Annotated in this window: 20 protein-coding genes and 2 pseudogenes; 13 read left to right on the forward strand and 9 right to left on the reverse strand. The window is 60.1% G+C overall.

Annotated elements, in window-relative coordinates; translation table 11 throughout:
• Window positions 1–92: 92 nt before the first annotated feature.
• A complete protein-coding gene (locus ACWKSV_RS03835; RefSeq protein ID WP_083706643.1) occupies window positions 93–893 on the reverse strand; it encodes an SDR family oxidoreductase in 801 nt (266 codons plus the stop codon).
• Between the two features lie 1,032 nt (window positions 894–1,925).
• On the opposite strand from ACWKSV_RS03835, the gene ACWKSV_RS03840 reads away from it, so the two are divergent.
• A protein-coding gene (locus tag ACWKSV_RS03840) for an IS5 family transposase (RefSeq protein WP_156884132.1) occupies window positions 1,926–2,683 on the forward strand; the annotation gives its coding sequence in 2 pieces (ribosomal slippage) (window positions 1,926–2,259 and window positions 2,259–2,683; 759 coding nt in all).
• A 96-nt stretch (window positions 2,684–2,779) separates the two neighbouring features.
• On the opposite strand, the gene ACWKSV_RS03845 is transcribed toward ACWKSV_RS03840, so the two are convergent.
• Window positions 2,780–3,538: an alpha/beta hydrolase family protein gene (locus tag ACWKSV_RS03845; protein WP_483666893.1), complete on the reverse strand. Its 759-nt coding sequence runs from the start codon at window positions 3,536–3,538 to the stop codon at window positions 2,780–2,782.
• Complete coding sequence (locus ACWKSV_RS03850) at window positions 3,535–4,692, reverse strand: DUF3182 family protein (protein ID WP_483666919.1); 1,158 nt, start codon at window positions 4,690–4,692, stop codon at window positions 3,535–3,537. Before ACWKSV_RS03850 ends, ACWKSV_RS03845 begins: the two co-directional genes overlap by 4 nt.
• Before the next feature lie 425 nt (window positions 4,693–5,117).
• On the opposite strand from ACWKSV_RS03850, the gene ACWKSV_RS03855 reads away from it, so the two are divergent.
• Window positions 5,118–6,122: a patatin-like phospholipase family protein gene (locus tag ACWKSV_RS03855; RefSeq protein ID WP_483666894.1), complete on the forward strand. Its 1,005-nt coding sequence runs from the start codon at window positions 5,118–5,120 to the stop codon at window positions 6,120–6,122.
• A gap of 26 nt (window positions 6,123–6,148) precedes the next feature.
• On the opposite strand, the gene ACWKSV_RS03860 is transcribed toward ACWKSV_RS03855, so the two are convergent.
• From ACWKSV_RS03860 to ACWKSV_RS03870, 3 genes are all read right to left on the reverse strand, one after another.
• Entirely contained in the window at window positions 6,149–7,486 is a 1,338-nt protein-coding gene (locus ACWKSV_RS03860) for a DUF2254 family protein (RefSeq protein ID WP_191864877.1), read from the reverse strand.
• A gap of 1 nt (window position 7,487) precedes the next feature.
• A complete protein-coding gene (locus ACWKSV_RS03865) occupies window positions 7,488–8,420 on the reverse strand; it encodes a DMT family transporter (protein WP_191864876.1) in 933 nt (310 codons plus the stop codon).
• Between the two features lie 82 nt (window positions 8,421–8,502).
• On the reverse strand, window positions 8,503–8,961 hold the full coding sequence (locus tag ACWKSV_RS03870; protein ID WP_191864875.1) for a hypothetical protein: 459 nt from the start codon (window positions 8,959–8,961) through the stop codon (window positions 8,503–8,505).
• 1,054 nt (window positions 8,962–10,015) lie between these two features.
• Between ACWKSV_RS03870 and ACWKSV_RS03875 the strand changes: the two genes are divergently transcribed.
• From ACWKSV_RS03875 to ACWKSV_RS03890, 4 genes are all read left to right on the forward strand, one after another.
• Window positions 10,016–10,195, forward strand: a complete 180-nt coding sequence (locus tag ACWKSV_RS03875; protein ID WP_191864874.1) for a hypothetical protein — start codon at window positions 10,016–10,018, stop codon at window positions 10,193–10,195.
• 382 nt (window positions 10,196–10,577) lie between these two features.
• Window positions 10,578–10,874, forward strand: coding sequence for a hypothetical protein (locus ACWKSV_RS03880; protein ID WP_191864873.1), 297 nt, complete (start codon window positions 10,578–10,580; stop codon window positions 10,872–10,874).
• A gap of 25 nt (window positions 10,875–10,899) precedes the next feature.
• Window positions 10,900–11,657 (forward strand): IS5 family transposase gene (locus tag ACWKSV_RS03885; RefSeq protein WP_156884132.1). Its coding sequence is split into 2 segments (ribosomal slippage): window positions 10,900–11,233 and window positions 11,233–11,657, totalling 759 coding nucleotides; the frame shifts between segments, so codons are not numbered across the junction.
• A gap of 138 nt (window positions 11,658–11,795) precedes the next feature.
• Window positions 11,796–12,068, forward strand: coding sequence for a beta-barrel domain-containing protein (locus tag ACWKSV_RS03890; RefSeq protein ID WP_483666895.1), 273 nt, complete (start codon window positions 11,796–11,798; stop codon window positions 12,066–12,068).
• A gap of 14 nt (window positions 12,069–12,082) precedes the next feature.
• Here the strand turns inward: ACWKSV_RS03890 and ACWKSV_RS03895 are convergent.
• Together ACWKSV_RS03895 and ACWKSV_RS03900 are read right to left on the reverse strand one after the other, a co-directional pair.
• Window positions 12,083–13,203 (reverse strand): IS3 family transposase gene (locus tag ACWKSV_RS03895; RefSeq protein WP_191864950.1). Its coding sequence is split into 2 segments (ribosomal slippage): window positions 12,083–12,948 and window positions 12,948–13,203, totalling 1,122 coding nucleotides; the frame shifts between segments, so codons are not numbered across the junction.
• Between the two features lie 606 nt (window positions 13,204–13,809).
• The gene (locus tag ACWKSV_RS03900; RefSeq protein ID WP_191864949.1) at window positions 13,810–14,112 is read right to left on the reverse strand and encodes a hypothetical protein; all 303 of its coding nucleotides are present in this window, start codon (window positions 14,110–14,112) and stop codon (window positions 13,810–13,812) included.
• 342 nt (window positions 14,113–14,454) lie between these two features.
• On the opposite strand from ACWKSV_RS03900, the gene ACWKSV_RS03905 reads away from it, so the two are divergent.
• Window positions 14,455–14,835 (forward strand): VOC family protein, encoded by a 381-nt coding sequence (locus ACWKSV_RS03905; protein WP_483666896.1) that lies wholly within the window; start codon window positions 14,455–14,457, stop codon window positions 14,833–14,835.
• A gap of 92 nt (window positions 14,836–14,927) precedes the next feature.
• Here the strand turns inward: ACWKSV_RS03905 and ACWKSV_RS03910 are convergent, their stop codons facing one another.
• Window positions 14,928–16,052, reverse strand: a complete 1,125-nt coding sequence (locus ACWKSV_RS03910) for a GNAT family N-acetyltransferase (protein WP_483666897.1) — start codon at window positions 16,050–16,052, stop codon at window positions 14,928–14,930.
• Window positions 16,053–16,434: 382 nt separating this feature from the next.
• Between ACWKSV_RS03910 and ACWKSV_RS03915 the strand changes: the two are divergent.
• The 6 genes and pseudogenes from ACWKSV_RS03915 to ACWKSV_RS03940 all read left to right on the forward strand — a co-directional run.
• A pseudogene (locus tag ACWKSV_RS03915) lies at window positions 16,435–16,764 on the forward strand (transposase); the annotation flags it as partial.
• A 64-nt stretch (window positions 16,765–16,828) separates the two neighbouring features.
• On the forward strand, window positions 16,829–17,857 hold the full coding sequence (locus tag ACWKSV_RS03920) for an IS110 family RNA-guided transposase (protein WP_020493465.1): 1,029 nt from the start codon (window positions 16,829–16,831) through the stop codon (window positions 17,855–17,857).
• Window positions 17,858–18,058: 201 nt separating this feature from the next.
• Window positions 18,059–18,702: pseudogene (locus ACWKSV_RS03925) on the forward strand (IS3 family transposase); the annotation flags it as partial.
• A 69-nt stretch (window positions 18,703–18,771) separates the two neighbouring features.
• Window positions 18,772–19,017 carry a DnaJ domain-containing protein gene (locus ACWKSV_RS03930; RefSeq protein ID WP_076716003.1) on the forward strand — a complete coding sequence of 82 codons (246 nt, stop codon included), beginning with the start codon at window positions 18,772–18,774 and terminating at the stop codon, window positions 19,015–19,017.
• 447 nt (window positions 19,018–19,464) lie between these two features.
• Window positions 19,465–21,129, forward strand: coding sequence for a carboxylesterase/lipase family protein (locus tag ACWKSV_RS03935; protein ID WP_191864939.1), 1,665 nt, complete (start codon window positions 19,465–19,467; stop codon window positions 21,127–21,129).
• 190 nt (window positions 21,130–21,319) lie between these two features.
• Entirely contained in the window at window positions 21,320–23,344 is a 2,025-nt protein-coding gene (locus tag ACWKSV_RS03940; RefSeq protein WP_483666898.1) for a glycoside hydrolase domain-containing protein, read from the forward strand.
• Window positions 23,345–23,374 lie beyond the last annotated feature (30 nt).

Consider the following 23,374-nt stretch of genomic DNA (forward strand, 5'->3'; position numbering starts at 1 on the left):
CCAATCTGTTGGCCAGCTATGCTAAAGCATTGGATTGGTGATGAGACTGCTCGGTCTATGCCGCAACCTCGTAAAGGTTGCGGCACGCCTGGTCACGCTGGCTGACCGTTTCCGCCAGTCGAACCGAAAATTTGGCCGGTTGAATAGCTCAATGACGGATCGGCTGCGGCAACGTAAAGCGCTGCAATTTCTGCAGGCTGGCCCGCTCGTGCCATTGGCGAATCCCCACCGAAGCTTCGCAATTTTTCAGGCGTCGCCCCGCCGCTGACCTGTAGGGGAGTCCAGAATGGGCCAGGCGCAACTGCGTTGACGCGGATGCCGCGGTTGGCAAGCTGCTTAGCCATACTCTTGGTGAAGTTCAGCACGGCGGCGCGGGTCAGCGCATAGTCGACAATGTCGGGCGAAGGATTGCCAGCCTGTTCGGAAGATGTGTTGACGATCACCGCGCCCGCGCCCATCCGTTCGAGGGCCGCCTTCGTCAGCCAGAACGGTGCGTAGACATTGGTCTTCATCGTATCGTCAAAATCCTGGCTCGAAATATCGGCGATCCCGGGACGCGTCTGTTGACGTGCTGCGTTGTTGACGAGGATATCGAGCCCGCCCAACTGTTCGCTCGCTTGCTGGACCAGCCGGCGGCAAAAACGTTCGTCGCGCAGGTCCCCTGGAATGGCGACAGCCTTGCGACCTTCAGCACGGATCAGCGCAATGACTTCCCGAGCGTCCGGTTCTTCCGCTGGCAAATAGTTGATCGCGACATCGGCGCCTTCGCGCGCATAGGCAATCGCCGCAGCCCGGCCAATGCCGCTATCCCCACCAGTGATCAGGGCCTTCTTGCCTGCTAACTTGCCGGAGCCCTTGTAGCTTTTTTCACCGTGGTCCGGTCTCGGCGTCATCTTCGATGCCAAACCGGGCCAAGGCTGGCGCTGTACGGGATAGGGGGGCTTTGGATAAGCGGCCGCTGCCAGCGTCGTTGCTGCGCTACTGCCGCCGTCCTGTGTTGCGGCGTTTGCAGCTGTCGCCGCAATGGCACCAGCGGTGACGGCTGCACCCGTCACGAATGTCCGTCGTGTTGTATCGGTCAATGTTATGGCTCCCGGAACGATCATACCCACAAGCGCCAAACGATTGCCCATGTTCCAAATTTGGTTGTAATCTTTCCTTGCTGCTCTGGCGCCACCAGCATTTGCCAACTGGCAACACGAATGAGCATCTGCGAGCGACGTTCGTCCCTGCTAGCCTATACTTTGAAAGCCGGACGATTTGATCGAGGGTCGTCTGATGTGGGTATGCGCAGAAAGGCGGATGAGTGTTTGAGCCGGGCTGATACGAACCTTCGTATTGCCCGCTATGGCAACATCAACACCGGGTCAGGAACATTGGCCTGCCAGGCGTCACGCAAGCAGGCACGATTACCGGAAGGAGAGTGGGGAAACCACTCAGCTAGCAAGCTAGCTCATATGGTAACCTTATCAAGCCTCAACTTTACGGTGCCTATAATCGGTTATCGGAATGAAGGTACAGCCATTCTACTCGTCGACGACGTGATCCACTCGACGTGAACAGTTTTGATCCAACAGCAGTATCATTTTTTAAAATAGCCGAAGCGGAACTATATAGTTCTACCCCATGTTATAAAAGCGATTTTGGGAGATCCGATATGAATGATGTCCAGTGGAAAGCTGCCGCCATTCTAACCGGTCGCAGGGTCGCTACCAAATTTGGCAACTTGGCTACCTGTATCGCAGAGTTCGAGGCTTTGAACACTGCCCAACGCTTGTCTGCTAGGGTCATAGTGCCAGGCTGTATGGGCATCGGCAAGGGTGCTGCAGTTCGCACTCTTTCTGCCGATACAATTCGGGCGCTAGGGTCAGGACCCATTGATGTGAGCGTCGCGATCTGATTCAGGCTCCACGAGGAGACTGGTGATGAGCGACCTTTTTTGGCTGACGGACGATCAGATGGAGCGGCTGCGGCCGTTCTTCCCCAAGAGCCACGGCAAGCCTCGGGTGGATGACCGGCGGGTGCTGAGCGGCATCGTCTTCGTCAACCGCAATGGGCTGCGCTGGCGGGATGCGCCCAGCGCCTATGGTCCTCACAAGACGCTGTACAACCGGTGGAAGCGCTGGGGCGAGCGTGGCGTGTTCACGCGCATGATGGAGGGGCTGGCTGCAGGCGATGCCGAACCGAAAACCGTCATGATCGATGCGACCTACCTGAAGGCGCACCGCACGGCATCGAGCCTGCGGGTTAAAAAGGGGATCTCGGCCGCCTGATCGGACGCACCAAGGGCGGCATGAACACCAAGCTCCATGCCGTGGCCGACGCGAACGGCCGCCCATTGAGCTTCTTCATGACCGCAGGCCAAGTCAGCGACTACACCGGCGCGGCAGCCCTGCTGGACGACCTGCCAAAAGCGCAGTGGCTGCTCGGCGACCGCGGCTACGACGCCGATTGGTTCAGGGACGCTCTCCAGGCCAAGGGCATCCAGCCATGCATCCCGGGCCGACGATCGCGCAACGAGCCGGTCAGATACGACAAGCGCCGCTATCGGCGTCGCAGCCGCATCGAGATCATGTTCGGCCGCCTCAAAGACTGGCGCCGCGTTGCCACACGCTACGATCGCTGCCCCACGGCCTTCTTTTCCGCCGTTGCTCTCGCGGCCACCGTCATCTTCTGGCTGTGATCAACGAGTCCTGACCCTAGCAGCCCAGCTTCCAGCCGCAAAACGCCGTGTCCAGATTATTTAACCTAGGATACCTAGTTGCAACAAGGCCAATGCTCACCGATAGGTGAGCCGGCTTGCACGAACCATTTCTTCGATCCAGTTGGCTAGAAGGGTAGCGTATACGCGCTGATGCTTTTCTTCGCGCATGGCATGGCTCGCCCCGTGAATTATACGGTGACTTAATGAATTGGCCTGTCTGAACGAAGCTTGCATGGAAAGCATGGCTTCGCGCGGAATCTGCTCATCACGTTCTGACTCGACGATGAGTACGTCGCCCCTAAATTCGGTGCATGCAGAGAGGGCACGGTCTGATCCTGGGGAATGGGGCTTCTCGCGATAGGCGCGGACAGCCGCTTTATCGAGCTTCGCCTTAGGTGTTTCCCAATGGTCGTCGGGATAAAGGGCAGGAACGCGCATGGCGAGCCATCGAACAGGGCGATTTGCCGTCAGTAGCATTGCCAGATAGCCGCCGTAGCTGGTTCCAACGACGCCAATCGCATGGCCGTCGACCAAGGGCTGTGACGCCAGATAATCATACGCGGCAAGAACGTCGTTAAGGCTATCTTGGCGGGTGACCTGCTCCTTGTTGGCACCGCTCTCAGCATGGCCACGAAGATCGAACGTCAGGCAGATACAGCCCAAGCGCGCCAGTTCCTCGGCATGTCCAAGGTCCTCTTCCTGATCGCCTCCCCAACCGTGGATGAACAGAAAACCCGGTACAGGAATTTCCGGTCTAAGAAGCGTGCCGACGATCTTTTGATCATCAACCGCTAGCGAAACAGCGTTTTTGTCGATGTCCTTAGGATCCGTCACACATACCTCATCGCGTATTTTGTCATTGCGCCGACAACCGGGTCAACACCTTGGTAATAGACGACCGCTCCCACAGGGGGGGTGATCTGCTCATAGACCTCTACGGTGGAACAGCGTAGGTGTGACGTTCCAGGTTCAACCTGGAATGCCTCAAAAGCTGCGATCTCGGCGCCGCTGGCGCCCCCAACTCGCCATGATTGCTCCAGCACGCCAATCTGCCGATTTCCGGCAGCATCTGTCCCCTGAATAACGTCGTAGTTCCGGCGCGTGAGGATGATCCCCGGATAGGCGGCATGGGCCGCTTCATCAAATACCGCCGCGCAGTCGATGGCGCGCGCTAGATTATCAGGCAGTTCCAGTTTTCGCAGGGCGTCAAAGCCTCCGCGAACGATATGAAGATCGGACCCTCCATATACCTCTCGGCCCTTATGATCGACGGTGAGGTTCTGGCTGCCCCAGTAGCTGATGGTCTGTCCGGCAAGTTCGATTAAACCCACGCTATAGGTCACGACATCGGTCAGGTTTTCCTCGAGCACAATGCCGTGCGTCGCAAGGGTGAGGGCATCTTCTCGACCGAGCACGATATCAAGCCCCTCGACATCGTCGACGACGATCTGGCCAAGACCGGCTTTGCCGCAAACGTCTTTGATACGCACCGGCCCTTTGGCCAGCAGCAGTCGTCCCGCCTTGGCTGCATCGGCATGACTAAACGCCGTGTATCCCGGCAGGGCCGCGTCACCCATCAACCGCGCCATGTCGTTTGACCATTGTTTGGGTCGTAGGGCGTCATCGTCGACCAAGCCGTGAGTGATGGCTTTCGTGCCGACGAAGGGTGCGGGCACCACACCTCCAAGGAAATCACGGGCTTCGCTTATCCCCGCTTCGTTGGCTTTGTTAATTTCAAGCGCCTCGCTTGGCACAAGAAACGCGTCCGTCCTTACGGCTTCCCATGCGTCCATTGGAGCGAGATGTGGTTGGTCCAACAATGCAGCGATGCGTCTGAGCAGCGTTGTTCGTGACGCCTGATCGTGCGCATTGCCGAGAGCGTTCCCGCGATCGATCAAGGCTGCCACACCGCTTTTGCGCCACGGCGCGGCCACTGGGATGAGAGGTGATAACGACTTCTGACTTTGGAGTTCGGAACCGCCGTGCATGTCGCCCACCTTGGTTAAGGAACAGCCTCAACGAGCCTTACGGCAACCGGTTCACCGATCGGCTCATTATCATTTTCTGGGCTTTGGTGAGCAGCGGAGGCCCCTTTGGCACATCATACACGTATCAAACGTCATGCATGTTTGCCGACCAAGGAAAGGTTACGTGTTTATGTTTCCGGTACGGCATCTGGTAGGTCGGTTTATCATCGGTTCAATGCACAAGATGCCCGCGCCAAACACCTGGTTGCCCCGATGAAGCTATAATCGAGCAGCGTTATGCTGCACTGCATCCAAATTTGTAACTGCCCGTTAGGCCCGGACCGGACCATGGCTGACCTCATATATCGAGGGCAGGGGATTCTTTGGGAGCAGTTATGAGCGAATGCAGATCGTCCTCATCCAACACCAGCAAGCCTCGACTAGCCTTGGCGCTTCAGGGCGGCGGAGCGCACGGCGCCTATGGCTGGGGCGTGCTTGAGCGGCTGCTGGAGGAGGACATCGAGATTGTCGCCGTCAGCGGTGCAAGCGCGGGAGCTTTGAACGGTACTGCCCTGGTCGCCGGGCTCGCCGACGGCGGACGGGCCGGGGCGCTGGCGGGGCTGGAGCGGTTGTGGAAGGCGGTCGCAGACGGATCGCCGTTGCGGCCGTTCGACCATCAATGGGGCGGGCCGCTGTTCGAGCCTTGGTTCCGCCGCTCATTGGAACTGTCCAAGATGATGGGGCGCTATGTCGCCCATCTGTCGCCGCAATTGCGCGAGATGCGTGCGCTGCGCCGAGTGGTGGCGTCAAGCATCGACCTCAGTGCGCTGACGCGCGATACGGCATTGCCGCTTTATATTGCCGCGACAGCCGTGTCGAACGGCGCGGCGCGGCTGTTCGGTAACGACGAAATCACGGTCGATGCGATCATGGCCTCTGCGTGCCTACCCGATCTGTTCGCTGCGGTGACGATCGACGGCGAGGATTATTGGGATGGCGGCTTTTCCGCCAACCCCGCGCTCAAGCCCTTGATCTTCGACGGACATGGCGCGACCGACCTTCTGATCGTGCAGATCACGCCCTTTGCGGTCGAGGACGCGCCGACCTCGCTGGGCGGCATTATCGGGCGGATGAGCGACATCGGTTTCAACGCCTGCCTGCTCCGCGACCTGAAGGCGCTTACCGAGATACAGACGATCGCGCGTACGGCGCGGTCATCCGATCCGGCGATGCAGGCGCTGGCCGCGACCAACCTGCACATGATGCCCGCGCCCCCGGCCCTGGCCGAACGCGGATCGGCCAGCAAGCTCGACACCCGCTGGTCGAAGCTTCAGGAACTGCGCGCGCTGGGTCGTGCCACGGCGGATGCCTGGCTGGATGAGAATGCCGACCAGTTCCGCCGGTCCTCGACCCTGACCGACAACGACTTGCCAGAGGCCATCGCCGCCTGATCCGGTTCGCCGGTCTGGTCCTTCGATCAGACCGGCGATTGGCTGCAGACCACGCTACTCAGCATGGCGGCTTCGTCATGTAGGCCATGGCGTCGGCAGGCCTGCTCGCACTGGGCAAGGGCCTGACCCATCACGCGCGTTGGGGTATGCGACGCGGCAAGTTGAGCCGCAGTCCGCATGACGCCGGGCATGGCGCGCCGCTGAACGTCCGGCATGACGGGCAGGATAGCCGCCAGTGTATCCAGGATCAGCGCCATGGTCTGATGCTGGCGCGACTCGCTACTGGCGACCATCAGGCTCTCGATCGTATCAACGAGCTGTAGCGGCAGGCGGTCGTCATAGGTCAACCGGGCATCGCTGGATGCGCGGGGCGGATTCTGCTGCCACGCGACGGCGAGGTCGCGCAGCGCCTGGACGGCAATGGAGCCTACGGCCGGATCCGACCGCGCCGTGGAAATCGCCGTCCAGCCGATCGTATGGAGATGATGGAGGCTATAGCCCGCATCGTCCGCGATATCCCGTTTCCGGGTCAAGACCATGGCGGCGCCAACGGTCTGCACGATATCGTCGTCCGCATGAGAGAGGCTGGCCAGCGGGTGGCCGATCGTGACGAAATCGCCGATCGCCGGGTGGATCGCGATACGCAGATCGGGATGCTTGGCAAGCAAGGCCTGAAGCGCGGATATGTTGACGCGGGCGAGGTGGCCGCCGAGCGGCGCGGGAACGACGGTGCCCGTGGCTTGGCCGTTGGGAGCCTTGCTGGCGGTGAGAAGGGGAAGCTGGCATTGCCGTGCCGCGATGGCGGTGTCGACCATCGCCTCGATCAACGTCGCTGGACGCATTTGATCGATCGTGCCGTAGATCAGCAGGATCAGCGCGAATAGGGCGACCGCGCCCAATATGGTCGACATCATCACGCCGAAGATCGGCGCCCGCGTATGGGTGGTCTGAACGAGCGTAATCAGTGCGAACAAAGAGATGCCGACGAAGAAGCCGAACCAGGCCCGGTTCGACGATCGCCGCAGATAATGGTCGACGATCTGTGAGTTGAGGACGGTCGCACCCTGCTGCACCGCCAGGATCAGGATCGAGAAGGTGATCGAAGTGACGGTGAACAGGCTGCCCGCGATCGCCGTCAGGACGCCGATCGCCGACTGCGTGTCGCCGACATATTGGGCAAGCCATCGCCGCAGGGGACTCCACGAGTGCATCGGACCTGCATGATTGTCCAGCCAATCGATCGCCTCCGCCAGAATGACGAAGGCGACGACGATCAGGGCGGGGACGGCGATGAACTCGAACAGCGAGCGATGCAGGCGCTCGATGGTCGTGCGGACCGTTTGCCGGGCGGGGCCTTGCGCCATGTCAGTGCATCTTGCCGATTGAGATCATCAGGATGCCGATGATCGTCACGACCACGCCCGCCAGGCGCAATTTGGTCATTGGGGTCTTCTTCATGCCGAGCCAGCCGAAATGGTCAAGCACGACCGCCGTTATCAGGTTGGCGGTGATGAGAAGGCCATTGAACACGCCCGCGCCGACCTTGTCGATGAACAAGAGTCCGGTGAAGACCGCCAGCGCACCGACCAGCCCTGCGGTCGGCATCCACCATCTGACGGTCGCGACATCGTTGCGGGTCGGTAGCGGCATGGGGCGCAGGATGAAGATCAGCAGGAACAGTGAGGCGACGGGGATGAATGACAGATCGGCTGCCATCCAGGGATTGGTGACGGCGTGGCGGAGCTCGGCGTTCAGCGCTGCGCCGATCGCCTGCAAGCCGCCACAGACGAGGATGAAGGGGTAAAGCAGCTTGCCCGCCAGCCCCTTGTCCGCCTCATCGTCATCCTTTTTGCCATTACCCAGGGTGATCCCGATCACGCCGACGATCATGACGGCGCCACCAATCCACGGGAGCGGCTCGAAACCGCTCTTCTGCAGGCCCAGCACGCCGAAGGCATCCAGGGCTAACGATGCCAGGATGTTGCCCGTGACGGTCAGGCCGTTGAGCGGCCCCGAGCCGACTTTGTCGATGAACAGGAGGCCGGCGACGACGGCGGCCGACCCGGCGATGCCACCAAAGGCGTCATACCAGTGGATCTGAGCAAAGCTGCCTGCCTGCGGCAGCGGGAAGGGGATCGCTAAGACCACGAAGGTCAGCACGATGATGATCGGGACGAAGGTCACGAAGGCGGCCAGCCATGGATTGACCAGGCTTTTGCGCAAAAGCGCGCTAAGGGCGGCGCCCATGGCCTGGAACGCGCCGCTCAGGACGATCAGCGGATAGGTAAAAGCCAGCATGGCACGCCCCCTGTTTGGCTGTCATATGGTCTGAGTGGGGACCGCTCCCGGCGCATCCATTCGCCGGGAGCGGCAAGAGGGATCAGTCGACCAACTCGACCTTCTTCACGCCATCCTTGCGTACATGCACCTTGTGACGCTGGCCGTCCTTGGTCGCCATGACCTCGACATGCTTGGGCTTGCGGGTCCGTTCGGCATGGTCGCTATAGCCCTCGTCGTCGAGCAGCTTGGTGACATGCTCGTCGGTCAGCTCCGAATCCCTGCCATGCGCATCGCCCTTGTCATGGGGCGGCTTGGGCTGATGCTTCTCATCGGCCTTGACGGCCTGCCACTCAGCACCGGCGATACGGATTTCCTTCGCCTTTAACTCGGCCGGCTTATCCTCCCCCTTCACGCTGATCGTTTGACCAGCCGACAGGTCCAGTGCGCGTTCACCACCCGGTCCCAGATCGACCAGCTTGTTGCCCTCGTCCGTCTTCAGCGTGAAACGGTGGGCGAAAACATCTTCGACGGTACCAGTCAGCTCAACAGTATCGCTCATGTCAGCGTCCTTCAGGTTTTGCCTATAAGGCGACGCTCACAACCGATTGCATACGATATCGTTTCTAAAATCCGCTCGCCGGTGCCAATTGTATGTTAAAGCGCCGATTAAAAAATCAACATGAATCAAAATGAAACAGGTATGACAATATGGCCTCGATATCGTCATAAATGGACGATGGCCTCCGAGCAAAAACACAGCCCTTGCTCACCCATTCAGGTGATATTTCTATCTATCAATCGTTTCGGAGCCATCCTGCTGAGGTGGGTCAGCGAGCGATGACTGCAAATTCGATTTTGACTCGGAATGGAATGCATATTGGATATTGTCGGGCGGGCATGGGGATGCGAATGGCTGATGTCAGGTCTGCAGGGACGGCCTCACCGACGATCGTGCCGTGGGTACATCCATGCACAATAGCACGTGTGCATAGTTGGCCGTTTCTCAGCTTATCCGTTTGAGCCGGGGACTTCAGCAGCAGACGCAGACACCAACCGATGGGGGCACGGCTCGCGTCTTGGGCTTACCCGGCGGCCAAAGCGAATGAATGGTAGTAATTAGGAAAGTGAAAACTGGCCGTGAATGACCGGAAGTGGGTCGTCGCCGCCTCAAACTGGCGAGCAAGACCGACCCATCGTTTGCCGTTTTAGCAGATCGGCGCGGCGTCCCAGAGCCAGTCGTTCAACTTCTCGCAGCAGTCCCGTTTCTCCATCTCCGACGAGCCGTTTCGGGAAAATGTAATCGGGAACAGTTTTTGGGAAAACGGCTGGATCGAGAGGCGTCTGGAGCCTGAGGTCGCCGATGCTGTCCCTCTGAACCTTCCCAATCGGGACGCTAGACGGCGCGCTGACGGAGCGGGGCCCGCTCTGTGTACCGCCCCCCTCACGGGTGACGAAGCAGCAGACTGCAAGGCATATAACGCCCTGATCGTCCTCCCAGAACGTACGCCAGATGCCTTGCTTGCCGACAAGGGCTACGATGCTGACACAGCATCCGCGCCGACGTTGCAAGGCGGAACATTGAGCCCGTCATTCCCGGCCGCTCAAACTTCCTGGTGAAAATCGACCATGACCGAACGCTCTACGAGCAACCCAACAACATCGCGCGCATGTCCGGCCACCTCAAGATCAATCGTGCCATCACAACACGTTACGACCAGTTGGCCACCAGCTTTACCGGTAGGGTCTACCTCGCCACCGCCAAATGCTGGGCCAAATTTGTTCGCGCTGCTTAGCTCAAACTGCCGGAATTTCGGGGATCACGCCAAGTCGCCATAATGATTGGGGCCGTGCCACAACCCGCAACGATCGCTGCCATACCACCTTCTTCTCCGCTTCAACCCTCGCTGCCACCGTCATCTTCCGGCTGTGATCAATAAGTCCTGATCCTAAAACAGATGCACCGTACAATTTCCTAATGTCAACACGGGTCGGACTCGGGTCGTATTTGCTGCTCATATACGAATACGTCGGGCCCATTCGCGCAATATAATATCATAATTTGCTTTATTTTATAAATGTTGAAGGTGTCTGAATCCTGAAAACGTCATACTCTTGCACTTAATATTAATATATATACTATTCGCATTTAGGCGAGCGACGCCTAAATGGAGGATAATGATGCGATTATTATCTGATCAGGAACTATATACCGTCTCCGGTGGCCGCGCCAATAAGGAGACAAGCGAGCCATCAACTCCAGCTGCGATCTCCGATTCCAATTTCGATAATACCGACATCGATGTGATCGATAATGACGATGACGGGTCAATGTATGCGATGCAATCGTCCAACCAAGGTCAGCCACAAGTCGAAATTGGCATAAATCCCGGAAATGCAACTGCGAGCGTCCGGGTTTTCAACACCGGTGCGAGCCTAGGGTCAGGACCCATTGCTGTGAGCGTCGCGATCTGATTCAGGCTCCACGAGGAGACTGGTGATGAGCGACCTTTTTTGGCTGACGGACGATCAGATGGAGCGGCTGCGGCCGTTCTTCCCCAAGAGCCACGGCAAGCCTCGGGTGGATGACCGGCGGGTGCTGAGCGGCATCGTCTTCGTCAACCGCAATGGGCTGCGCTGGCGGGATGCGCCCAGCGCCTATGGTCCTCACAAGACGCTGTACAACCGGTGGAAGCGCTGGGGCGAGCGTGGCGTGTTCACGCGCATGATGGAGGGGCTGGCTGCAGGCGATGCCGAACCGAAAACCGTCATGATCGATGCGACCTACCTGAAGGCGCACCGCACGGCATCGAGCCTGCGGGTTAAAAAGGGGATCTCGGCCGCCTGATCGGACGCACCAAGGGCGGCATGAACACCAAGCTCCATGCCGTGGCCGACGCGAACGGCCGCCCATTGAGCTTCTTCATGACCGCAGGCCAAGTCAGCGACTACACCGGCGCGGCAGCCCTGCTGGACGACCTGCCAAAAGCGCAGTGGCTGCTCGGCGACCGCGGCTACGACGCCGATTGGTTCAGGGACGCTCTCCAGGCCAAGGGCATCCAGCCATGCATCCCGGGCCGACGATCGCGCAACGAGCCGGTCAGATACGACAAGCGCCGCTATCGGCGTCGCAGCCGCATCGAGATCATGTTCGGCCGCCTCAAAGACTGGCGCCGCGTTGCCACACGCTACGATCGCTGCCCCACGGCCTTCTTTTCCGCCGTTGCTCTCGCGGCCACCGTCATCTTCTGGCTGTGATCAACGAGTCCTGACCCTAAGCGCGAGCGCACTGTCGCCGCAGGTCAGCAAGGTTATTCGGTTAAGTCGCCTTCGGATGGCGTGGTAACAACTGTACAGGCCGTCAGTGGCCAACCGATAGATACCCAGGCAACTATGATGACAATCAGCACGGGCAGAACCCGTCTGACAGCGGAACTATTTGTTCCATCGCGTGCAGTCGGTTTTATCCAGACCGGCCAGAAGGTAAGGCTGCGGTATGACGCTTTTCCATACCAGCGCTTTGGTGTCGGAACGGGCCGCGTCACCGTGATATCTTCGACAGTACTTTTGCCAAGGCAGCTTGCCGCAACGGCTCGGTTTGATGAACCAGTGTATCGCGTAGTGGTGTCGTTAGACCGTAGCAGTGTGCGGGCATATGGTTGCCGTTGACGTGATCCCTATTTTCAGGCCGCTGATAAGTTAGCTTCGGTGTCCTCAAGCCCGTTGCGTGGGCGGTTGGTAAACTCGGCGGGTGCCATGCCGCCAAGGCTGCTGTGCGGACGCACGGTGTTGTAGTCGGTCCGCCATGCCTCAATGATCCGTCTCGCCGCAGTCAGCGAGGGGGTCAGGTGCTCGTTCAGACATTCGTCGCGCAAGCGACCATTGAACGATTCCACGAAGCCGTTCTGCTGCGGCTTGCCGGGCGCGATGTAATGCCACTCGACGCCCGTGTCCTGGGACCAGGCGAGCACGGCATGACTGGTCAGTTCGGTGCCGTTGTCGCTGACCACCATGCACGGCAGCCCGCGATGCTGGGCGATGGCGGCAAGTTCGCGGACGACACGCCGACTTGATATTGAGGTGTCGACGATGCACGCCAGGCATTCCCGGCTGTAATCGTCGATGACGTTGAGGACGCGGAACCGCCGGCCGCTGGCCAATGCATCCGACACGAAGTCGAGGCTCCAGCACTGGTTGGGTTCTTGCGGGATCGCCATCGGCGCCCGCGTGCCCAGTGCTCGTTTTCGGCCGCCGCGCTTGCGCACCGTCAGCCGCTCCTCGCGATACAGCCGGTACACCTTCTTCAGGTTCATGCCCTTGCCCTCACGCCGAAGCAGAATCGCCAGTCGGCGATAGCCGAACCGACGACGCTCGTTCGCGATCTCGCGCATCCGCTCGCGGACAGCATCGTCCTTCCCGCGAAGCGGCTCATATTGCCACGCCGACCGGTTGACCCCCACCAGCCTGCAGGCGCGACGCTCGGAGAAGCCGTGGTCGGTCATCAGCTTCTCCACTGCAGCGTAGCGATCCGAAGGCCGAGTCAGTTTTTTCCTAGTAGATCCTTCAGCGCCGATGCGTCCAGCATCGACTCCGCCAGCAGCTTCTTCAGCCGCCGGTTCTCGTCCTCCAGCGTCCGCAACCGTGCCGCTTCCGACACGGTCATCTCGTCGTATTTCGACTTCCAGTTGTAGAACGTCGCATCGCTGATGCCGTGCTTCCGGCAGAGTTCGGCGGTCTTTACGCCAGCCTCATGCTCACGCAGCACGCCTATGATCTGATCTTCGGTAAAACGACCTCGCCGCATCGCTCGTCTCCATATGACAAGCTAACTTACCAATGGCATGATTTCCGGGGAGCACGTCAACCGCTCCCCGCGCATATTGATTATGGATGAAGCAACGGCCCACCTTGACGTAGAAAATGAAAGGGCCATCGCTCAAGCCCTTAATAGTCTCACCATTACTCGCATACTTATTGCCCATGGGCCTGAAACTATAATGGCAGCGGAGATGATTATTCGGCTTGGCTAGTTAGTTGAATGTAATTGTGCGCAAACATACTCGATTTGGAATGGCAGCAGAGGCGAAATTTTTCTCGGAGACGGCATACGTGAAGTCGGACCAAAGGCTGATGGACTCCATAATCAGTTTCACGCGCATTCTAATTACGCGATCTCCATGATCCTATCCGAAGTTTGGCGAACGCCCCTGCCGAACGGGCGAAACCACGATTTCCTATCAATCACCGAAGGCGAGCAATTGATTTTCGAGAAATCGGAAGTCCAAGCGATCCACACATTCTTGTGGAAGGTTCGGCATCATGTCGACGAGACGGTGCAGAGTCATACTGCACCGCCCGATGACATTCCTGTCGTTGTGCGAGACATGTTCGGCGCAGCCGATACGCTCGTTTAGCAGTTCCAATTGCGCGGGGGCGTGGCAACCGTCGCCGGTCCCTTCGCAGCAAACTCGGGGGCCTTGGGATCGAGCGGTTCGCCGCTGCGGATCTTGCTTGCGATCGCCTTCGTGCCTCCCCCGCGCTCGCCGTCCAGCGCCTGATTCCGGCAGATACCAGGAAGCAGACGAAACAATGTCGGTGCAACGTCCGGGTATTTAACCGTGCAGAATGTCTGCAGTTCTTCCGCCAGCCGCTGCCGTTGAAGCAGAAAGCGGATCGCCGTCCCACACTGGTGGTAGGCGATTGAAGCCAGCACAAGCCGGCTTCCACGTTAGACTTTCTTCATGGCCGGTCTGGAAGCGATTGTCGATTGATGCAACCGGCCAATCGCCTTTCGGCATATCGGAAGTGATGGCGGGGTCATCGACGCGATGCGCGGTCGGGACCTTCGCTGCAGCTTGCGACCGCGACCAACAATGACGAAACTGCCCAACCGCCAAAAAGTGCCCATCTCCTCATGGTACACACGTCGTTTGTCGTTAAGCGGCCGTCAATCGGCCGCACTGATCGGGCCCCGCTTCTCGATCCCAGATGGGAAGGGGGCGTTGGCTCTCCGCCGGGATCAGGACATCATCGCTGGGTGCCACAGCACTTAAACATGACCGCGCTCCTCGTCGGCGAATATGACGTCGCACTCTCCTTCTTTGTTGGGAAACTGAGCTTTGAGGTGCGCGAGGACACTGCGCTGGGTGATGGCAAGCGATGGGTCGTGGTCGCGCCGCATGGCGCGGCAAGCGCACTGTTACTGGCGCGGGTCGTCAACGACCGGCAACGTGATGCGATCGGCGATCAGAGCGGCGGTTGCGTGTTTCTGTTTCTCGAAACGGATGACTTTGCCCGTGACCACCTCGCGTACACGCAGGGGGGTATCCGTTTCGTCGAGCCGCCTCGGACAGAACCATATGGTATTGTGGCTGTCTTCGAAGACCTTTACGGCAACCGCTGGGACTTGATCGAGCCTGCCACCGGCCAAAGGTGATTCTCGTTTCCCGATCGAAATACGAGAACAGTGATATATTCTCGTATGGCGGTTGGCGCGGTGAAACGGGAAAGTGTGCCTCGCTCAGCGCCTTATGTGGGCATCAACACCTTTGCCGTAATGGTCTGGTGGATTTCAAAGCCAAGGCTCCGGTACGAGGCAATCGCTCCTGTGTTCGTCGCGTAACAGTGCAGGAACGGTACCTCCCCACGTTCCATCATCTTCGAGGCAACCACCCGCATCAGAAACCCGGCATAGCCTTGCCCGCGGTGATCCGGATGCGTGCAGACACCACTCAGCTCGGTGAAGGGCCCTGGCTTCATCCTTTCGCCCGCCATCGCGACCAGAAGCCCATCCTTGCGTATGCCGACGAAGCGGCCCAGTTCATGTGTCCTGATCGAGAATGGCCCGGGTTGTGTCAGGGTAGCCAGAGCGAACATTTCCCCTGCATCGTCATCGCCCAGATCGCAGAAGGAGTGATCAGGTCCACCAACGGTGATCGTGCGGGCTATCATTTGAACGCATTCGGCGCTTCGGGCAAGCTTCAGACCAACGGGTGGCGCTATCTGATGTTTTTCGACCAACCAGATTTCGGCATTGCCAGCCAAGCTGGCCAGCGCGCTTATATTGCCAGTGGGATCGAGTGGGGCGGCAAAGGGGCCATATTCAGGAAAGAAGCGCAGAGCCGTTTCATTGCCTTGAGCAAGATACGCCTGCCGCCCGGTCAGTGCGTGCCATACAGGTCGATCAAGGACGCTAATCGACAGCGTAGGTGATGATGTTGTGGCAGGCACGTTCCGATCGAGCAGCAGGCGCGCCTTTGTGAGCGCCTGCACGAGTTCATTCTGTTCAGCGGCGCTCAATCGGCCGAGGTCGTGGGCAACGGCGGCACGTTGACGCTGATCGAGTTGGTGGAACGCTTCTCGCCCATCTTGGGTGAGGCTGATAGGACGGGTACGGGCATCGGCTTCAAGGCGGTGGCGCTGAACCCATCCCCGCTTTTCGAGCCGGACGATCAGTCGGCTAAGATATCCGCGATCAAGGTTCAATTCGGCCTGTAGTGCGATTGCCGAGACGGGTTCGTGCCGGGCTATCTCAAACAGCAGACGTGCTTCGGGCAGGTTCGCGTCAGTGTCGAGAAAGCGCGCATCGATAGCCCCCACATGGCGAGTGAAGAACCGGTTGAAGGTCCGAATGGCATTGATTGCATCGTCCATGCCAGACATAGGACGCAAGTTAGTTGCCGTAGTCAACTATTCAGATTTGCCTTCCCACAAACGAAGGGCGGGCGGGACGGTGGGACCGTCCCGTTTGCGATCATTTTAAAGAACCTCGGGAAGCGCCCGAAACCGGAGATTCAGGTTGATGCTGGCTGGGATCGTCGCAGAATGTCTTTCTGAGCGTACGCTAGGTGTTTGATCCCACGGTTTGATGGTGCGATCCTTTTGTTGGAATGGAAGGAGACCGTATGGGACAAGTTCGTCACGGGTGCGCCACGACCACGCACGCCGTCCGAGCAGTGACGTCCTCCCTGTTTTTTCATCCATGCTGAATGAGAGTTTTCCGGCCCTTTGAAGCTTGCGGTCAAGGAGCTGGGACATGAAGAAGTCGAGGTACACGGTAGAGCAGATCGCCTTTGCGCTGAAGCAGGCGGAGACGGGCACGCCGGTGGCGGAGGTCATCCGCCGTATGGGCGTATCGGAGCAGACCTTCTATCGCTCGAAGAAGGTGTATGGCGGGCTGGGCGTCAGCGAGCGGCGCAGTTGCCTCGCGCTCGGCGTCGACCGCTCATCGGTGCGCTACGTGTCGCACAAGCCGGACCAGGCGCCGCTGCGGCTGCGCATCCACGATCTGGCGGCAGCACGGGTGCGCTGTGGCTATTTCCGGATCTACATCCTACTACGCAGGGAGGGCTGGCTGGTGAACCACATGGCGTAATCAGGAGCGGTGCTCGTTGGGATAGCCTGTCGTCCCCTGAAGAGGAGGACGGAAGATGACCTGCTATGTTGGCCTAGATGTGTCGATGAAGGAGACCGCGATCTGCGTCGTGGACGAAACGGGCGATCGCATATGGGACGGTAAGTCGCGAACGGACCCGGACGCTATTGCGGCCGTGCTGGCGCGGAGGGCCGCAGGAGCCGTGAGGATCGGTATCGAGACGGGCCCGATGACCGTGTGGTTGTGGCACGCATTGACCGAGCGAGAGCTGCCGGTGGTGTGTCTTCATGCCAGGCATGCTGCGGCAGCGCTGAAGCTGCAGATGAACAAGACGGACCGCAACGACGCGTTTGGGTTGGCACGGCTGGTCCGCTCGGGCTGGTACCGGCCGGTCGCTGTTCGCTCGATGGATACGCACCGGTTGCGTGCGCTCCTGATCACGCGAGACCAGCTGGTCGGCATGAGCACCGCGCTCATCAACAAGATACGCGGCCTGGCGAAGACTTTCGGCATTCTGGTCGGACCCGGGAAGGGTGGCACCTTCGAACGTCAGGTCCGGGCAACGCTGCCGGACGATCCGGTGGTCGCCGCACTGTTCGAGAGCCTACTGGCGATGCTGAGCACATTGCGGGAGCAACAGCTTGCCATTGCCAAGCAGCTCGCCCGGGTTGCCCGGCAAAGCGGCGCCTGCCGCTTGATGATGACGATGCCCGGCGTCGGACCGCTGACGGCCGTCAGCTTCATGACCACCATCGAGGATCCTCACCGGTTCCGACGCTCGCAGGATGTCGGCGCCTATCTCGGTCTCACTCCGCGTCGCTACCAGTCGGGCGAGGTCGACATCAACGGCCGCATCTCCAAGTGCGGAGATCGTCTCACCCGCAAGCTGCTGTTCGAAGCGGCCAATGTCATGCTGTCGCGGACCTCGCAGGCGTCGGCGCTGAAGGACTGGGCTGCCGCCATCGGCCGGAGATCGGGCTTCTGGAAGGCGCGCGTTGCGCTGGCCCGCAAGCTGGCGGTGATCCTCCACCGGATGTGGATCGACGGGCGAGGCTTTGACCCAAAGGTGACTGCCATGGCCTGATATCTGCTTTCCGAGCTGCCGCCCCGCCAGGGTGCGGCCACGGCCATCTCGTGACCCGCTTCGTGACCATCTGGAACACGGGAACCACATCGAGAGGCCGGCGATCTGGCGCCATGCTGAGGCTGGACCCGTCCTGACCTCGAAGACGACAACGATGCGCAAAAGAAGATCGACTACGAGCACCTTGGCAAACGGCTTGACCGATTAGACGACAAGCGGGTTTACCGGCTATATCGGGAGGATGGAATAAGCCTTCGGCTCAAGCGTCCCCGTCGAGGGCGTCAGCGCGGCGAACCGCGAACGCCAGCCTGCGGCCTCGGCGCCCAACGAGATGTGGTCGATGGACCTTGTCTCGGATGCCTTGTTCGATGGCCGGCGGCTGCGGGCACTGACGGTGGTCGATGCGTTCACTTAGCGATGAGCTGGCGATCGACGTCGATCAGGGCATCAAGGGCGAGCAGGTTGTCGCGGCGGTGACGCGCATCGCGTCAGTACGTGGTGCACCGAAGACCATTCGGGTGGACAATGGCCCGGAGTTCATCTCGAAGGCGCTCGACCGATGGGCGTATGAGAACGGCGTCACGCTCCATTTCTCGCGGCCGGGCAAACCGACCGACAACGCCTTCGTCGAGAGCTTCAACGGCCGGCTTCGCGACGCGTGCCTGAACAGCCACTGGTTCCTGTCGCTGGCGGATGCTCGTGCCAAGATCGAGGCCTGGCGGCGGGACTATAACGAGAGCCGTCCTCACACGGCGCTTGGCTGGCTGACGCCAGCCGAATATGCTGCATCCGTCGGGATTAACCCCGACGGATGCAGGCCGGAAACTCGCATCATGCACGGATGAGAAACCGGGGGACCGTCAAACCGGATAGCTCTATCACCCGACTATTATGCCGTCCTCGGGGTACCCTCAATGGCAAGTCGCGACACTATCCGCTCCGGGTGGAAGGCTCTGCTTCGTCAGTATCATCCCGATGCCAATCATGGTGTGGACGTTTCTGCTCACGCGAAAGAGATCAATGAGGCGTATGCCGTTTTAGGCAAGAGGGAAGCGCGGGCGGCCTATGATCGCTTACATTTCATGCCATCCGCTCATCAAGCTAGGGCAGATAGCCCGGTTTACCCGAGAAGAAATCGTAAGGCTCCCGATGCGCCCTAAGCCGTCAATGCAACGCAGCGGTAGCTTTGCGCAGCCGATGAAGACCAACGACTGGCTGATCGGAATTTTCCTATTAATCCTCAGTGAAGCACCGTCAGGTTCCATCTTGGTTCCGTGTTACGAGGAGTCCGGTCCGGCATCTACGGTTGGACACAGCGAGGCAGTCCACCGCGTACCTTAGCCGCCCACCAGAGCCGTTCGCACCTGACCGGGTATGAAGTTTGGATTGGGACAGCATGCTTCCCAAAACGTGGCCAAAACGTGGTAATGAACAAGCGGCCCAGGTTGGAAAGAGGAAAACGGGTCGCAATTGTCTGATCCTGGCAACCCGACGACACCGGCCCCTCAAGCAGCGGCCGCTTTCAATCTGACCGTGCCTGCCGCTACGTTGAACGGCGCTTGGCTCTGCTCCGCTTCTCGGCCCGACTTGCGTAAGGGATTAAACCGATGAACTATCTTGCCAAAGCCTTTGCCCTCACCATCGCGCTGATCGCCGTGCCGGCCGCGGCGCGGCCTGCCGATCCGACGATCCGTACCGATAACGGGACCGTCAGAGGACAGGTCGCTGGGGGCGTCGAAAGCTGGAAAGGAATTCCCTTTGCCGCCCCGCCGGTTGGCCCACTGCGCTGGCGCGCACCGCAGCCAGCAGCGAAATGGACGGGGGTCCGCGACGCAACCCAATATAGCCCGGATTGCATGCAGAAGCCGTTCCCCAGCGATGCCGCTCCGCTCGGCACCACCCCGGCGGAGGATTGCCTGTACGCCAATGTCTGGCGGCCAATGGGAGCCAAGAGCAAGCTACCGGTACTGGTTTGGATCTATGGTGGCGGCTTCGTGAATGGCGGGGCCTCGCCACCGACCTATGCAGGGGCGAACATGGCCAAGAAGGGCATCGTGTTCGTCAGCTTCAACTACCGCCTCGGCCGCTTCGGCACCTTCGCCCTCCCGCAGCTGACCGCACAGAATGCCGATGGAGGACGCCTGGGCAATTACGGAATCATGGATCAGGTCGCGGCGCTGCGATGGGTCAAGCGCAACATCGCGGCATTCGGCGGCGATCCGGCCAATATAACCATTTCTGGTGAAAGCGCGGGCGGTATCTCAGTCCATGCGCTCGTGACCTCGCCCGAGGCGAAAGGGCTTTTCAACAAGGCCGTCGTGATGTCGGGCGGCGATGCGAAGGCGTTCACCGGCAATACCTTGGCGGATGTCGAGACGATCGGCGGCAACTTCGCCCGGACCAAGGGGATTGATCCCGCCGCCCCCGATGCGCTGCAACGCCTGCGCGCGCTATCGGCGGACGACGTGCTCGACGGACTCAACATGGCACAAATGACGGGACGCGCCGGCGCTCCGCCAACCAATTCGGGGCCCTTCGTCGACGGCAAGGTCGTGGTCGACGTTCGCAAGGCGTACGAACAGGATCGTTTCGCCCGGATGCCGATGATGATCGGAGCAACCAGCGCGGATATCGGCGGTAAGAGCGGCTTCATGATCGCGGGCGGGCGCGAGGCATCGGCTATGATCGCCGACAAGGGCGTGCCGGTCTGGGAGTATCGCTTCTCCTATGTCGCCGGCTCCGTTGGGAAGAGCGGCGCCCAGCACGCAACCGACATCCCCTTTTTCTTCGACAATGTTAGCGTCAAGTATGGCGCGCAGACGACAGCGAAGGATGAGGCTGTCGGAGCCGCGATGAGTACCTACCTGGCCAACTTCGTGAAGCACGGCGATCCGAACGGCGGCACGATGGCGCAATGGCCGCGCTATACCCGCGCCAACGACACGCTCGCCGACTTCGCCACCAGCGGCAAGGTCGTGGTGCAGCGTGATCCTTGGGGCTCGGAAATCGACCGCCTTTCGCAGGCCTTGGCGGCCGCGAATGCATCAGGCCGCTACACCACGCTGACTACGCCAATTGGTGAGCTGCTCGACAATCCGGCCACCCGCACAGTGCTGGCACGGCATGTCCCGGCTTTCCTCAAGAACCCCCAGCTCGACATGGCGCGCGGCACGACGCTGTACGGGTTACAGGCCTACCTGCCCGCTCAGTTCACCGACGCATTGCTGGCGGCGATCGACCGCGATCTCGCGAGCGTACCGGTCAAAAGGTAAAGCCTCAAACAGAGAGGATTGCCCGATATCGGGGTTGCCAGCCGTGGCAGCGGCAGCGGGTGTTTTTGATACCCAGCAGCATGCGCTCGACTTTGGTTCGCGGTTGATCAGTAGGTCATGGCACCGTCAAGAAATGCCAATATGGAGTCATCCTTTTGCTTGGCTGGACGACCAACGAGGAATCAAGTGAATGAGATTTATCATTACGGCCGGGTTGGTCATGATCGCGACGCCTGCACTTGGGCGCGATGCCGCGGTTGATCTGGTCGATCCGTTGGCTGGGACGCTGGCCGATTTTGGGCAGCTGACCCCCGCCGCCGTAGCACCCTTTGGTATGGTGCAACTTGGCCCCGATACCAATCCTGCTAATCATGCCGGCTATGATTTTGCGGCAGATCGGCTGAACGGCTTTTCCTTTACACGGGGCGTTGGCGTCGGTTGTGGGGGTGGGGGTGGCGACCTGCTCGTGTCGATGCGCTTCGCCGGAGCCAGCGGCCCAGCGCTTATGGACAAGCGCCGCGAGCGTTCTGCTGCAGGCTTTTACCGGATTGTATATGACGGCGCGGTGACGGCGGAGGCTACGGCGACCAGGGGAGCAGGGCTGCTACGTTTCTCGACAAAGCGGGCCGGACGGGTCGAGCTTCGGATCGATGCACGGCACAGTTATGCCAAGCGCGCCTCGGCAACGTGGCGAACCGTAAACAGCGATGACCTTCGTGCCGAAATGGTGGCCGGGACGGTGTGCGACAAAGGTCTATATCGTCTTTTTTCCTCGAGCCGTGTGACGGTGAACGACCGTCCAATTCACCGGAACATGGTCGCGAAGGATGGCGTGGCGACCCTAGACCTGGATCTTGAGCGCGGCGACGTCGTCCAGTTGGCGACCGGTTTGTCGAGCATCGACGTCGATGGCGCCGCACGCGTTCGCGAAAGGGAATTGGGGAGTCGACCTTTCAAGGCGGTCGCGGCTGCCACGCGCGCCGATTGGAACCGCGTCCTCGAACGGGTACGGCCGGAAGGGGGGAGGGCGGAGCGGGCGCTATTCTACACTTCGCTGTTCCGGGTCTTTCAAACGCCCGTCGCGATCGACGATCCGGATGGTCGCCACCGGGAGAATGACGGGTCGATCGCGCGGTCTTCCAAAGGACAGACTCGCTACGCCAGTTGGTCGCTATGGGACAATTATCGCACACAATTGCCGTTGCTGGCCCTGCTGCAACCCGAACGCAGCCAGGATATCGCCCGCTCGCTCGCCGATCTCTATATACGCGGCAAAGCCCAATGGGCGACGATGAACGAGCCATTCCTGACCGTCCGTACGGAACATGCCGGGATTGCGCTGCTCGACATGCGGCGCAAGGGAATTACCGGCTTCGACGCCCCCGGCGCGCTGAAGGCCATGGTGGCCGACAGCGCCACCTTGCAACGCGATACGCCCGACCAGCAGATCGAGGCAGCCTATGACGACTGGGCGACTGCGCAACTAGCGCGCGATCTGGGGGATGAGGCGACAGCACGCCGCTTTACGGCGCAGGCTATTGGCTATCGCCCGATGTGGCGCTCGGTCTTTGAAAAGCCGGGCGAAGATGGCGACATTGTCAAGGCGCGCGGTCTGTACCAGGGAACCCTGTGGCAATATCGCTGGGCACCGGTCTTCGACCTCGACTGGATGATGGCCACGGTCGGAAATGGTGACTGGCGGGCGCAGTTGCATCGTTTTTTCAATGATGGGCTGTTCAACATGACGAACGAGCCGGACATCCATGTTCCGTGGCTGTTTGCCGCGGCGGGAGAACCGCAGGCGACCGCCGATCTGATCCGCGAGATTCTGACGCAGCCTATGGAGCATCCCTATACCAACGAAGGCAAGCTGGCGCCGCCCTTTGTCGGGTACAGCTTCGCATTGGCGCCGCAAGGGTTCGCCGACGGGATGGACGACGATGCCGGGGCGATGACCGCCTGGTATGTCTTTGCCTCGCTCGGGCTTTATCCGCTCGTACCGGGTGAGCCCTGGTATCAAGTGACGGTCCCGGCATTTTCACGCACGACGATGGATTTGGGGCAGGGACGGCGTGTGACGGTGCGACGGGCAGGGCCGCGTGACGGCAAGATCGTTCAAGTCGACTGGAATGGTCGCGTGCTGACCGACTGGCGGGTCGGCCATGATGCGCTTGTCAAAGGGGGCGTTTTGACCGTCACCACGCAGCCGCACTGATCCAGGTTGGTGCGTAAAATATCGGATTTC

It is taken from the genome of Sphingomonas sp. SphC10 (genome assembly GCF_057004845.1).